General features: G+C 39.8%; 12 protein-coding genes. 6 read left to right on the forward strand and 6 right to left on the reverse strand.

Translation table 11 applies throughout. From position 1 onward, the window contains the following. Positions 1–23 precede the first annotated feature (23 nt). The 4 genes from udk to apbC all read right to left on the reverse strand — a co-directional run bounded on the left by udk (position 24) and on the right by apbC (position 3,821). Entirely contained in the window at positions 24–668 is a 645-nt protein-coding gene (gene udk / locus P2E05_RS14370; RefSeq protein WP_154624486.1) for a uridine kinase, read from the reverse strand. A gap of 217 nt (positions 669–885) precedes the next feature. Then, positions 886–1,842, reverse strand: a complete 957-nt coding sequence (htpX, locus tag P2E05_RS14375) for a zinc metalloprotease HtpX (protein WP_154624487.1) — start codon at positions 1,840–1,842, stop codon at positions 886–888. A 66-nt stretch (positions 1,843–1,908) separates the two neighbouring features. Continuing rightward, positions 1,909–2,469: a LemA family protein gene (locus P2E05_RS14380; protein WP_154624489.1), complete on the reverse strand. Its 561-nt coding sequence runs from the start codon at positions 2,467–2,469 to the stop codon at positions 1,909–1,911. Between the two features lie 239 nt (positions 2,470–2,708). Continuing rightward, positions 2,709–3,821 carry an iron-sulfur cluster carrier protein ApbC gene (gene apbC, locus P2E05_RS14385; protein ID WP_154624490.1) on the reverse strand — a complete coding sequence of 371 codons (1,113 nt, stop codon included), beginning with the start codon at positions 3,819–3,821 and terminating at the stop codon, positions 2,709–2,711. A gap of 360 nt (positions 3,822–4,181) precedes the next feature. Between apbC and metG the strand changes: the two genes are divergently transcribed. From metG to P2E05_RS14415, 6 genes are all read left to right on the forward strand, one after another. Further along, complete coding sequence (gene metG, locus P2E05_RS14390; protein ID WP_272658091.1) at positions 4,182–6,209, forward strand: methionine--tRNA ligase; 2,028 nt, start codon at positions 4,182–4,184, stop codon at positions 6,207–6,209. Positions 6,210–6,364: 155 nt separating this feature from the next. Continuing rightward, positions 6,365–6,838, forward strand: coding sequence for a CidA/LrgA family protein (locus P2E05_RS14395; protein ID WP_154624492.1), 474 nt, complete (start codon positions 6,365–6,367; stop codon positions 6,836–6,838). Next, positions 6,832–7,527: a CidB/LrgB family autolysis modulator gene (locus tag P2E05_RS14400; RefSeq protein ID WP_154624493.1), complete on the forward strand. Its 696-nt coding sequence runs from the start codon at positions 6,832–6,834 to the stop codon at positions 7,525–7,527. Before P2E05_RS14395 ends, P2E05_RS14400 begins: the two co-directional genes overlap by 7 nt. 276 nt (positions 7,528–7,803) lie before the next feature. Beyond that, entirely contained in the window at positions 7,804–8,691 is an 888-nt protein-coding gene (gene cdd / locus P2E05_RS14405; RefSeq protein WP_196714060.1) for a cytidine deaminase, read from the forward strand. A gap of 862 nt (positions 8,692–9,553) precedes the next feature. Beyond that, on the forward strand, positions 9,554–11,251 hold the full coding sequence (locus P2E05_RS14410; protein WP_154622547.1) for an NAD-dependent malic enzyme: 1,698 nt from the start codon (positions 9,554–9,556) through the stop codon (positions 11,249–11,251). Between the two features lie 480 nt (positions 11,252–11,731). Further along, a complete protein-coding gene (locus P2E05_RS14415) occupies positions 11,732–12,565 on the forward strand; it encodes a rhomboid family intramembrane serine protease (RefSeq protein WP_154622546.1) in 834 nt (277 codons plus the stop codon). 14 nt (positions 12,566–12,579) lie between these two features. Here the strand turns inward: P2E05_RS14415 and P2E05_RS14420 are convergent, their stop codons facing one another. Both P2E05_RS14420 and P2E05_RS14425 read right to left on the reverse strand, forming a co-directional pair. After that, the gene (locus P2E05_RS14420; protein WP_163862700.1) at positions 12,580–13,365 is read right to left on the reverse strand and encodes a sulfite exporter TauE/SafE family protein; all 786 of its coding nucleotides are present in this window, start codon (positions 13,363–13,365) and stop codon (positions 12,580–12,582) included. A 40-nt stretch (positions 13,366–13,405) separates the two neighbouring features. Continuing rightward, positions 13,406–14,218, reverse strand: coding sequence for a MurR/RpiR family transcriptional regulator (locus P2E05_RS14425; protein WP_247046889.1), 813 nt, complete (start codon positions 14,216–14,218; stop codon positions 13,406–13,408). Positions 14,219–14,663: the final 445 nt, after the last annotated feature.

Genomic DNA, 14,663 nt, shown 5'->3' on the forward strand with positions numbered 1-14,663 from the left:
ATCGCCATGTCACCTAGCCAAGTTTAGTCTTGGCAAAATTCGCCGATTTTTGCTTTTAAGATATCAATTGCCACACGGTTTTTACCGCCACGAGGCACAATAATATCGGCATACTGCTTCGACGGCTCAATAAACTGTAAGAACATAGGACGCACGGTTTTATTATATTGTTCAATAACCGAATCTAATGTTCTCCCTCTCTCATTTACATCACGTTTTATCCGTCTCATCAAGCAAATATCAAGCGGGGTATCAACAAAGATCGAAAAATCCATCTCTTCACGTAAACGTTTATCCGTAAGCAGTAAAATCCCCTCGATAATAATGACTTTTTTAGGTTTGAAGTGAATGCTGGTTTCTTTACGTGTATGAGCGACATAGTCATATTGAGGAATTTCTACAGATTTACCGCTTTTTAATGCTTTAAGATGTTGATAAAGCAGGCTATGGTCCATGGAGTTTGGGTGGTCGTAATTGACTTTTAACCGCTCTTCCATTGGTATATCTGTTTGATCTTTATAGTAACAGTCTTCTGGTATAACACCGATATTATGATCACCGACCTTTTCCCTTAATTCTCTATATAAGGTACTTGCGATAAGGCTTTTTCCGGATGCAGAAGCTCCTGATATACCTACAATGGTACATTGATGCGCTATGTCAGTCATAAAATGATAACCTGGTTAAATAAATCTGAAATGAAATGCCTAACTTTATCTTCACAAAGTTATGGTTGCCGGAATTATAGGAGTTAATGGCGTGAGGTTCCAGCTTCGCAACACAAACAGACTCAAAAAATACCAAATATTAATGGGAAACATCATAAAAAGTGTATGTCAATATGTGACTAAAATAGTGTGCCCCAAATTGTTATCACTCAACCCGCTAAAATTTTTTACGGCCTTCTAAAGCTGCAATGCGATTTTCTATCGATGGATGCGTCGACAATATCGAATCACCTTTATTAAAGATATAGGCTGCACTACGGTATGCATCACCAATACCCGACTTATCATATTGCTGTTTTTCATGCTGACCCGAAATTTTTTTCAGTGCGCTGATCATAGCTTGATTATCGGTGGTTAAATCAACAGCCGCTGCATCGGCCATATATTCACGCGTTCGCGAAAGATAAAAATAGAGAATTTGGGTGATCCACGGTAAAACAAAGTTAAGAGCTAATAGAATTAGCTGTGCTTTATTAGATGCACTATTTCGGCTACGCCCTGCCGTCCGAATAAATAGTTGGCTAAATATATTCGTAATAGTCAGGATCACATTCGCTAAAATACCAACATACAATGTCAATTTAGAATCACCATGAATAATATGCCCAACTTCATGAGCCATCACCGCTTGAACTTCGTGACGATTGAGTGTTTGCAATAAACCTCGAGTGACACCGACTAAAGCGTTTTTAGCGCCCCAACCGGCAGCAAATGCGTTAGGCTCATCACTGTCTAAAATATACAAGCGAGGCACATAGCGTAAAGTAGCACTTAAACTGAGCTCTTCTAAAATATTATACAGTTGTCTTTCTTCAGGAGTGCTGGCATTTTGCGCTGTAATTTCTTTTGCGCTCAGACCTGCTAACATCATTTTATGACCACGAAAATGAATATATACCAATCCTAAAACGGTAAGCCCTAAAATAATTAATGTTGCTACTGGTAGTTTTTCAAAAGTCACAAATATGAGCATATTTTCAAAAAATCCAATACGCTCGTCTGAGTGCGTCGCTGTATCTGCTAATAAACCGACGATCAGCATAATAAATATATAACTAATGACCACCAATCGCGTACGAAAATTATTTTTACGTATGATGTTTCTAAAATCCATGAACAAGTACTCTGTATAATTTGTTAGGGGCATCCCCCTAACAAATATCATTAACGATTGTCGTTTTTAATCAAAATTAATACGGCGAGCTTCCTCACTCTTAATCGTTTCTTCATCAAGACGCCAGTAGTCTTTATCAATTTTCAAACTCGGAATAATGCCGACGATAAGCGCTGCTGGCATTGACGCAATATACGCTTTGTAGCTTTCCAATGCGCGATTATAACCGCGTTTCGCAAACGAAAGTTTATTCTCTGATGAAACGATTTCCTCTTGTAAATTGGCCATAATCGCGTCTGATTTCAGCTCTGGATAGGCTTCTACAGCAACATTAATCGCACCACTGGTCACCATTTTTGATAAAGCATCTTCCGCTTCTCGCGCCTGCGCACCTGTTGCGGTTTGAGCTTTTGTTCTCAGCTCAGTAATTTTACTGAAAACCTCTGACTCATGACTTAAATATTTTTTGACCGTTGCCAGCAAACTATCAAATACTTTTCCACGGCGATCTAATTGCACTGAGATTTCAGTTTCGCTCGATATAACAGCTTCACGCATGGCGACAATACGGTTATAAAAGTAAATAACAATCAATACTAAAACGACAATCAAAATTAAAAATTTCATAATCACCTTTTAGGCATCCGCCATAGGAAAAAAATGCAATATTAATGCCCTAACTTAACAGGTATTCATTAAACATTATATATTCAGCATTCTACGCTATCCTCATGAAATAGAGAAATAACCAAATAATAAATCAGAAAAATCGAAATGAGTTAAATCAGGAAGAAGCGGTGTTAGTAAGCTGAAAAATAAGGATCTATCCCATTAAATTGAAATAGATCCTTACAATAAGCAGAGTATTAAACTGCGCGGAATGAGATCTCAGTTGGGATTTTATCCCCTTCCCAGTACATTAGTGACGAAATATTTGACGCAATTTCTCGATAAATATCCGCAAATTCACCTTCAGGATCACGCATCACCGTTGGTTGACCACGATCTAAGTCTTCACGCAGTGAGATATGCAATGGAATTTGCCCTAACAGTTTAGTGTTATATTTCTCAGCGAGTTTCTCTGCACCACCGGTACCAAAAATCGGCTCGACATGCCCACAATTGCTACAGATATGTGCGCTCATGTTTTCCACAATGCCAAGGACAGGGACATTCACTTTCTTAAACATCACAATCCCTTTCATCGCATCCACCAGCGCGATATCTTGTGGCGTTGTCACAACCACAGCACCTGTAACCGGAATATTTTGTGACAGCGTCAACTGAATATCCCCTGTACCCGGCGGCATATCGATAACTAAATAATCTAAATCTGGCCATAAGGTATCTTGCAACATTTGCATCAACGCTTTACTTGCCATTGGGCCACGCCAGACCATTGCGTTGTCATCAGTAACCAAATAACCGATTGAGTTTGTCGCGAGGCCATATGCCATAATCGGTGCCATGTGCTGGCCATCTGGTGATGTTGGACGTTCCATGGTAGTTCCCAGCATGTTAGGGATCGATGGACCATAAATATCCGCATCAAGAATACCGACTTTTGCCCCTTCTTGAGCTAGTGCTAACGCAAGGTTGACAGAGGTACTGGATTTACCGACCCCACCTTTACCAGAACTCACAGCCAAAATATTACGCACACCATTAATGCCAGCTAAATCATTTGCACGTTTTAGTGTCGTTATGTCGTGACGTAGTTTCCATTCAACTGCATGAGCGCCAGTAACTTGTTTCAGTTCTGCCGTTTTTTCGCTGATCAGTGCCTGAAAAGGCCCTTTCCAAACGAATGGCATCACGAGTTCGACATGCAACACATTATCCAACATTGCGCAATGATGTAATGCTTTGATAGAAATCAGATTGCGCTTCAGTGTTGGGTGTGTAAATGAAGCCAAAACAGTGGAGACTTTTTCAGTCAGCAGTTCTGGGTTGTTCTGCTCGGGGGATTTATCGTTCATCCCGGCTCCTTTATTTTATATTTTTAACACTATGATATACCCCAAATAATTCGAGGTGCAGCTCACAACAGGCTAATAAAAGCTAGCCGTATGGAAGGTGTTAAGACTAGTGTGAATATGCTAATCCCCATTCCACAACGTAACGCTACAACTTGAAGTATCACGAGTATACTTTGACTACTGTTCATCATAACAGAGAACCACAAAAATAGTGATCGCCTTCCTAACTAAAAGCCACTGAACAGCAAAAAAACCCTTTTTCGTCTGATTTGACAATTAATATCCTATTACCCTAGCAGCGAAAGTTGTGATCGGGTAACATCAAAGTCCCTTTTTAATTACGGAAGTAAGATCATTACTATGTCTCAAGTCGCGAATAAACTATTGGTAACCTGTGCGTTACCCTATGCTAACGGTTCAATCCATCTCGGTCATATTCTGGAGCACATTCAGGCTGATATTTGGGTCCGTTATCAGCGAATGCGCGGCAAAGAGGTTCACTTTATTTGTGCAGATGATGCACACGGCACACCAATCATGCTTAAAGCTCAGCAATTAGGTGTTTCTCCGGAAGATATGATTGCCGCAGTGAACCAAGAGCATCAGGAAGATTTTGCTGGTTTTTCGATCAGTTACGATAACTATCACTCCACACACAGTGAAGAAAATAAACAGTTATCAGAGCTGATCTACAGTAAATTGAAAAATAACGGTTTTATTAAAAATTGTACTATTTCACAGCTTTACGATCCTGAAAAAGGCATGTTCTTGCCTGATCGTTTTGTCAAAGGCACCTGCCCAACCTGTAAAGCAGAAGATCAATATGGCGATAACTGCGAAGTCTGTGGTGCGACTTATAGTCCGACAGAACTGATTAATCCGCGTTCCGTTGTCTCTGGTGCAACACCTGAAATGCGTGATACCGAGCACTTCTTCTTTGATTTGCCTGCCTTTAGCGACATGCTGCAAGCGTGGACACGCTCAGGCGCGCTGCAAGAGCAAGTTGCGAATAAAATGCAAGAGTGGTTTGAGTCAGGACTGCAACAGTGGGATATCACTCGGGATGCGCCATATTTTGGTTTTGAAATCCCAGATGCGCCGGGCAAATATTTTTATGTTTGGCTAGACGCCCCTATCGGTTATATGGGGTCGTTTAAAAACCTATGTGATAAACGGGGTGATATCAATTTTGATGAGTTTTGGAATAAAGACTCAAAAACCGATCTGTATCACTTTATCGGCAAAGATATCGTTTATTTCCATAGCCTATTCTGGCCGGCAATGCTTGAAGGCAGCGAATATCGTAAGCCAACTAACCTGTTTGTTCATGGTTACGTGACGGTCAATGGGGCAAAAATGTCTAAATCACGCGGCACCTTTATTACCGCGCGTTCTTACCTTGATCATTTGGATGCCGATTGCCTACGTTACTATTACGCGGCCAAGCTTTCATCACGTATCGATGATATCGACTTGAATTTAGAAGACTTTGTTCAACGCGTAAACAGTGACATCGTCAATAAAGTCGTTAACCTTGCCTCACGTAATGCCGGTTTTATTGCTAAGCGCTTTGGCGGGAAGCTGTCAGCTAAATTGGCTGACCCTGAACTATATCAGCAATTTGTTGATGCAGCCCAAACTATTGGCGAGGCTTATACAAGCCGTGAATACGGTAAAGCCGTGCGTGAAATTATGGCACTCGCAGATATTGCAAACCGCTATGTTGATGATAAAGCCCCTTGGGTTGTTGCAAAACAAGAAGGTAAAGACCAAGAGCTACAAGATATCTGTTCAATGGGTATCAATCTGTTCCGTGTGTTAATGACTTATTTGAAACCCATTCTACCAGGACTGGCAAAACGCGCAGAAGCGTTCCTCAATGTTGATCTGGCATGGGATTCCATTGCAAAGCCATTGACTGACCATGAAGTTGCACCCTTTAAAGCGCTGTTTACCCGCATTGAAATGGCGAAGGTTGATGCTATGGTTGAAGCTTCTAAAGAAAGTATTAAACCCGCTAAAGTCCTGACGGGTCCACTTGCCGATGATCCAATTCAAGAAACCATCTCCTTTGATGATTTTGCTAAAATTGATCTACGCATTGCGTTGATCAAGCAAGCTGACTTTGTTGAAGATTCTGATAAGTTATTGAAACTACAATTAGATATTGGTGGCGAGACGCGTCAAGTGTTCTCTGGTATTCGCAGTGCCTACCCTGACCCGAAAGCATTAGAAGGTAAACTGACGGTCATGGTGGCAAACTTAGCACCTCGAAAAATGCGCTTTGGTATGTCTGAAGGTATGGTGATGGCTGCGGGTCCTGGTGGGAAGGATATTTACCTACTTAGCCCTGATAGCGGTGCTCAACCAGGAATGCAAGTAAAATAAAATAACGCAACCTACTCTGGAAAGAGTTAATTATTAAGCGAAAAGCGGAGAATGATGAATTCTCCGCTTTTTTTATCACCTTTTAACTGTGATCTGTAGCACAATAATAAAGTTAATTGTATGATGAATGCACTTAGCATAATAGGACGGGTCTCATGTCATTAAAACAAGTGCTGATAACCGGATGGCAGTATTTACGTGCTTTTGTCATACTTTATCTCTGCCTAATCATTGGGAACTTGTTATCAACACTACTGCCATTTTCTGTTCCCGGTAGCATCATCGGTATGTTAATACTGTTTGTGTTACTCGCTTTACAAATTATTCCTGCGCATTGGGCGCAACCGGGTTGCTCACTTTTGCTAAAAAATATGACACTGCTGTTCGTACCCATCGGTATTGGCATCATGAACTACTACAGTCAATTAAGTCAGCAACTGGTTCCCATTCTTGTAGCCTGCTTTATCAGTACGTTAGTGGTGATGGTGGTGGTAGCTTTTAGTTCTCACTACATCCATAAAGAGCGTCAAATCGTTGGGGCAAAGCCAGATGAGGTCCCCCTTCCCCCTGAAGAACCGACAAAAATACCAACAGATAATCAGCAAGATAAGGGGAATGGCAAATGTTAGAGCATATTTGGTGGTCACTACCGTTAACGATCGCTGTTTTTTATCTGGCACGGTTTTTATCGGTTAAATTAAAACTCCCACTGTTGAATCCATTATTAGTTGCGATAGCGATTATTGTGCCATTGCTGATTTTCACTCATACCCCCTATGAGCACTATTTCGCGGGCAGTAAAATTCTGAATGACCTATTGCAACCTGCTGTTGTTGCATTGGCATTTCCACTTTATGAGCAAATGCATCAAATTCGTGCCCAATGGAAATCTTTATTCAGCATATGTTTAGCCGGTAGTTTAGTCGCTATGTTTACTGGTACAGCCATTGCTTTATGGTTAGGTGCAACACCTGATATTGCGGCATCAGTATTACCAAAATCTGTTACAACACCGATTGCAATGGCTGTTGCTGATTCTATTGGTGGTATTCCCGCGATTAGTGCAGCTTGCGTCATTTTTGTTGGGATGTTAGGTGCTATGTTTGGCCATTCATTGTTCGATGCTTTACGTATTCGAACACATGCCTCACGAGGACTGGCTATGGGCACAGCGTCTCATGCTTTAGGAACAGCTCGTTGTGCAGAAATTAATTATATTGAAGGTGCTTATAGTTCTTTAGCATTAATGACCTGTGGGATTATTACATCCTTACTCGCCCCGTTTATCTTCCCTGTCATACTTCATCTTTTCGGCTAGACTCAATACAACGAAGAGAGGCTTATCGCCTCTCTCACTCTTTTTTGCATCAAAAACTTGAGATACATCTCTCAATTATAAAATTTGTTTCATTCATTTCACAAAAATAGTGACTGCGATCACATATGAGAGTATGGCTTATTACATATACTCTCAATCATTCGAGGTATAGTTAAACGACGAGAAAAGGAGTCGCTAGGAAGCTAAACACCATACCTCAACATAAAGCGCCGCCATTGAGTATAGAATGTAAGCAAGTCATTAGGAGAGCAACTCATGCATTCAAGATTTAAGTCCGCTTGGTCTCAACTTCCAGAAAAGTTACAAACTGCGCTCAGACCTATTATTGATACACCTGACTTTCAAGCGATGCTGAGTGCCGAACACGTTAATCAGATTAAAACTGATTGCGGTTATAGTGACAGCGAGCTGGCATTTTTATTATTACCCTTCGCCGCCGCCTATGCCGTTACCCCAATTTCACACTTTAATGTGGGCGCAATTGCCCGTGGTGTGAGTGGTAATCTGTATTTCGGTGCTAATATGGAGTTCAGTGGTGTCGCTATCGCTCAAACTATCCACGCCGAGCAGTGTGCAGTGACACATGCGTGGTTAAAGGGCGAAAAACAATTAGCGTCGATCACCGTCAACTATACGCCATGTGGTCATTGCCGACAGTTTATGAACGAATTACGGGGTGGTGGCCAAATCGCAATCCACTTACCAGAACGCCAACCAGCAACATTGCATGATTACTTGCCCGATTCATTTGGTCCATCTGACTTAGAAATCACAACGCTACTGCTGGATACCGTTGATCATGGTTACAGTACGCCTAGCCGTAACCGGTTATTATGTGCTGCTATTGAAGCTGCAAACCAGTCACACGCACCTTATAGTCAATCCCATTCAGGCATTGCACTACAGCTAAAAGATGGCTCATTATTTACTGGCCGCTATGCCGAAAATGCCGCATTCAACCCAAGTCTACCGCCACTGCAAGCGGCATTGATTATGGTTAATTTGGCAGGTAAAGATATGCATGCCATTGAACAAGCGGTGTTAGTTGAAAAACAAGATGCTATCGTTAAGCAGTGGTGTATAACTGAAAATACATTGCAGGCGCTCGGTTGCCAGCAAAAAGAGGTCATTTATCTCGATTAATTGTTTATCTGTTTAACTGCCGCCAAATAAAATAGCGGCAGTTTTATTCATATAGACTTTAACAATCGATAATAAAATCAAGAGAAGATCAACATACTTAAAATATAAGCACATCTCATCATACGTGTATTGCGATATAGCGTAAAAACACCAAAAAAAAAATTAAATGCGGCTATAGTCGACATATCAAATCAATATGTCATTATATTTTGAGAATTATCAACCTCCTCTTCTTATCTTTAAGCCTTGATAAACGGTCGATTAACCATTCTGCCTTTTAACTATTGAGATACCATCAATGGCAGTAATCGCAAAACAAGCCTGTATCAAACCGATAGACAGTGGTCATAGATAAAATTCAATGAATAACGTTAGTTTGACATTATCATACTTTATTTTAATATCGCTATATTCTCTACGAATAAATTAATTTTATCACGCCTTTAAATTCTATTTATCAATATGTATATTTTATGCTTCAGATATTTAGCAACCTATTATCGTCATTCATTATTGAAAGCTAATGACAATATTTTAAATAAATATATACGTTAATGTAGCACAAGGCATCGCACTTTATTATTTGAGCCTATTGCTCGTTTCCACTGTTCGTCGCTTTTTTGGTGCTTTTGACTCCTCTTAAGCGCACTGTGCTGGCGCTAAGCATCCTAGGTTATCCTTACCCTTTAAGTCGTACAATTTCCCTTTTGGTTTAAGTCTTCTATTATATTGTTTATTATGCAAATAATATAAATTAACATTTATTTTAACTCTTTGTATCAATAATCACTGTACATATTTTTTGTTTGCCTTAGGATCTATCCCGACTGTTGTTTTTTAATCGTCCGAAGAGTGATATTTCATGGAACATGAATACGAAACAAAACGCCCTCTGTACATTCCTTATGCAGGCCCTATCCTGCTCGAGTTTCCTTTGCTAAACAAAGGAAGTGCTTTTAGTGAAGAAGAACGCGCTAGCTTTAACCTTTATGGCCTACTGCCAGAGCAAGTTGAAACTATTGAAGAACAAGTTGAGCGTGCCTATCGCCAATTAATTGATTTCAAAACTGACATCGATAAGCACATTTACTTAAGAAATATTCAAGATACCAACGAGACCTTGTTTTATCGCTTGATTGATGCCCATCTTACAGAAGTGATGCCAATCATTTATACCCCTACTGTTGGTGAAGCGTGTGAACATTTCTCTGATATCTATCGCCGTGCACGTGGTTTATTCATCTCTTATCCAAACCGTGAATATATTGATGATATGCTGCAAAATGCCACCAAACAAAATGTTAAAGTGATCGTTGTCACTGACGGTGAGCGTATTTTAGGTTTAGGCGACCAAGGCATTGGTGGTATGGGTATCCCTATCGGCAAGCTCTCACTTTACACCGCCTGTGGTGGTATTAGCCCAGCGTATACATTACCAATTGTCATTGATGTGGGAACCAATAATCCACAACGCCTCAATGATCCTCTATATATGGGATGGCGCCATCCACGTATTACTGGTGAAGAATACGACCAGTTTATCGATGAGTTTATTCAAGCGGTGAAACGTCGTTGGCCAAATGTTTTATTGCAATTTGAAGATTTTGCACAAAAAAATGCCATGCCATTGCTCAATCGCTATCGCGATGAGCTTTGCTGCTTTAATGATGATATTCAAGGTACTGCGGCTGTCACATTGGGAAGCTTAATTGCTGCCAGCCATGCTGCGGGCAGTAAATTAAGTGATCAACGCGTTACCTTTTTAGGTGCAGGCTCTGCTGGCTGCGGTATCGCCGAGCAAATCATTGCTCAGATGAAATCTGAAGGGCTAAGTGATGAACAAGCGCGTTCACGCATTTACATGGTTGACCGTTTTGGTTTATTGACTGATAAACTGCCTAATCTACTTGATTTCCAAAGCAAACTAACCCAAAACAGCAATCATTTAAGCGATTGGGATGTCAATAGCGATTCTATCTCTTTATTGGATGTCGTACGTAATGCAAAACCAACGATCCTAATCGGTGTGTCTGGCCAAGCCGGTCTGTTTACAGAAGAGATCATCAAAGAGATGCATAAACACTGTGAACGTCCTATCGTGATGCCACTCTCTAACCCAACATCACGAGTAGAAGCCCGCCCAGAAGATATTATTAATTGGACAGACGGTAAAGCATTAGTCGCAACAGGAAGCCCATTCTCGCCAGTTTCTTATAAAGAGAAAATCTTCCCAATTGCTCAGTGTAACAACTCCTACATCTTCCCAGGTATTGGCCTTGGCGTTATCGCGTCAGGTGCAAAACGTGTCACAGAAGCAATGTTGATGGCAGCAAGCCGTGCATTAGCTGAGTGTTCACCACTGGCAAAAGAAGGTGAAGGCCCACTGTTACCACTATTGTCTGATATCCAACAAGTGTCACGCATTATAGCAAAACAAGTCGCTAAAGAAGCTCAAGTGCAAGGTGTTGCAACAGTAACATCAGATAGTGCATTAGATGAAGCGATCGAGCGTAACTTCTGGAAACCTGAATACCGGACTTATAAACGGACTTCATTCTAAGATAATAAGGGCACCTTAAGGTGCCCTAGATAATTCCACCAGTAATTATCTTTTATCATCAATCTAAAAATAGCTTTCATGTCTCAGTGAGTGAATATTGGCATTCATTTATTGATGAGTTGTTATTTGTCATCATAAGATCTCATTATACCTATTTGTAGTGAATAATGATCCATCATGTTATGTTCATCAATATCGCTATCCTTCTAGTAGAAAAAGAAAAATCACTGAATTTAATTAAAACGTTTATTGGGTAAGAATAAAAAAGAGAAATGTTTTTTTAACGTCGTTAGCGCATAATGATTGATTCATATATAACGTCTAAATCTCATACTTCTTTCTCTAATTCTTGAGCCGACTTAAATTTAAATTCATTACGTATGTACTTTGCTGTGCTAATGATGCTTTTCATCATAAAATAGCCGTGATATACCGCCGTATTTTTATTAAGATCGTTATCTTTAAAGAGGGGGAGTTGAGATGATAGGACAACAAAGGCATACACTAAAATCACGCTCTTTCTTACGGGCAATGGCTCTCACGCTGATCCTTGTCCTGCTGAATATTGCCGTCTATTTCTATCAAATTGCTTTCGCTTCTCCCCTCGAATCACGGGAAAATAACTTAATACTGTTTGGTGCGAATGTTTACCAATTATCATTAACCGGAGATTGGTGGCGTTACCCTATTAGTATGATATTACATTCAAACGGGATGCATTTAGCTTTTAACTGCTTAGCGTTATTTGTGATTGGCATAGAATGTGAACGTGCTTATGGTAAATTAAAAGTATTAGCTATTTATATTATCTCAGGTGTCGGAGCGGCGCTATTTAGCGCCTATTGGCAATATTACGACACGATAAACAATCAAATATGGTCAGACAATACGGTTTATATCATCATTGGTGTAGGTGCTTCCGGTGCAATTATGGGGCTTGCGGCTGCATCCGTCATCTATTTGCTAAAAGCGATTAATAAGCCACACCCTCACCCTGTCATACACTCAAAGCAAAAGCGCCAACTCTATAATATTATTGCAATGATCGCATTAACGCTGGTAAATGGTTTGCAATCTGGTGTTGATAATGCTGCCCATATTGGAGGGGCTATTATTGGTGCATTAATCAGTATCGGCTATGTTTTAGTGCCCAAAAAGTCAGCGATGACGAGTGTTAGCATCACGGTTATTGCCGTGCTCCTGCTTGCGTTAGCGATCCACTCTTTTTCATTTTCTACAGATGAAAATTTACTGTATGAACGTCAATTTATTTATCAAGAGATCAATAAAGAACTTCACATGGCACATAAATAAAGTATTAAAGGAGATCATGCCTGCATGATCGCTTTTAGGGTCATCATAATTGCGCTACATAATATCAGCAACAATGTCATATATTGAAAAGCTCTTTCTGACAGCTTGATTAATAAATATTTAGCTAATGGCATCACCAATAATGCACCGATACACAAAGTTAGCGCCAATTTGAGATTTGTATACCCATTTTGGGCATAAGCCAATGCAGAAGCGCCCGATAAGACTGTTGTAACAACAATTGAAGTTCCAATAGCTTGCTTAATATTTAATTGCATATAACGCAACAACATCGGTAAAACGACAATGCCCCCACCAACCCCCGTTGCACCAAGTACGATTCCCGCAATTACCGCTGGTAATGCCATTGTTTGAAATGGATTTCCTTGAGCAATATTTTTTTGAATCGGTGCAGCATAAAACATTCGATGAACAAATAAATACAATGAAAAAATAATTGCGGCAGCAACAAGTAGGTTAATTGCCCATTCAACCGTCTTTTGATATTCAGGGAAACTTCCTAACCAAGCAACCAATAAGCTCGACAAAAATGTGCTTGGCAACATAATTGCTAACACAATAGCCGCGCCCTTTAATGGGATATTCCCTAATCTAAAATGCATATACGAGGATGATACCTTCATCAACATCGACAGAAAATTAGCCGTTGCAACAGCGGCTAATGCATTAAGCCCAAAAAAATAAGTCAAGATGGGCAAAACGATCACACCACCACCGACGCCAGTTGTACTAATAATTAAGCCAATCAATGCACCGATGGCTAATTCAGTTAAAATCACGATACCTTATCCTGCTTTACATAAATGCTCATCATTTCTTCTATGATACGTTATTTATATCTTGATTAACGAGCGTTAAGTATTTAAAAAATAAAGTGTCGAATACAACCATTTGCAAAATTTGAGGTGTGATTATGCCAAATTGAGAAGGCTGTTCATCATAAAAATAAGGCAGTACTATATCCGCTAAACGTGCCGACTCATCTTGCCCAAAACGGGTTATCGCCACGATGGTACAACCTTTTTGTTTAGCTGTTTTTAGCATGCCATTCATATCGGGCTTATTACCCGTTGCAGTGACTGCAATCACAAGATCATGCGCATTCAAATTAACTGAATAGCTAAGTTGCATATAGAGGTCTGGACTAAATAAAACATCTTTATTTGCATTAATCAGTTTATGAAAAATATCATTCGCAACAATAGTCGAAGAGCCAATTCCCAATAACACGACACGTTTTGCGGCAACCATCTGTTGCGCAATACGATCCACTATTTTAGGTTCAAGTAACTCTAATGACTTTTCAATAGCCACAGTAAACATTTGGCCGGATTTAGTAATGATCTGATTTGTATCATCATAATAGGTTAGATTACTATACTCGTTTTTTATTCTATGTTGTTTTTCATCAGATAAGTAATCGACCTTAAACTCGGGATACCCACGATAACCCATTTGACGAGCAAAACGAATCACCGATGCACTACTGACACCCGCTGCCTGAGCAAGTTCAGCAACATTCATTGCAAGATGGCTCATATGACTGCTATCTAACAAAAAACTGGCGATACGTTGTTCAGTGCCTTTTCCCCTAGTGAGTAAACATTCCAACTTTACCCTCATTGTCGACATACCTATTCCTTCTTGTTATTTTTATCAAAAAAACCAGTTTTGACATAGCAACAAGTCCAATACTCTTTTTCTTAATATTATGATTTTAATTACTTTATTTAGTCTAACTCTGAGATTAAGACGCGATTTTTTTATACTAAAATACGAATAATATTTTTATATAAGTAGAATATCTAAATGTCGTGATTATGCTGCCTTTCATCGCTCTGACTCTGACAAATAAGCCCTCACAATATTTTCAGCTAGAAACGTATATTATCTCCAAAAGCATTATATTTTATAAACAGAACAAGTAATGAGCTTTGATTTAAACACCAAAAAAATTTCTTTTTCTCCTAACTTGCGTACTCCTCTTCATCGCAATCAATGCGGATGCCATTTTTATCTCAAATTTCCTCCAATAGCTGTTTGCGATCTCAATCACGAGTTATTAACGATTTGTTAA

Source organism: Providencia stuartii (assembly GCF_029277985.1).
Lineage (GTDB): Bacteria > Pseudomonadota > Gammaproteobacteria > Enterobacterales > Enterobacteriaceae > Providencia > Providencia zhejiangensis.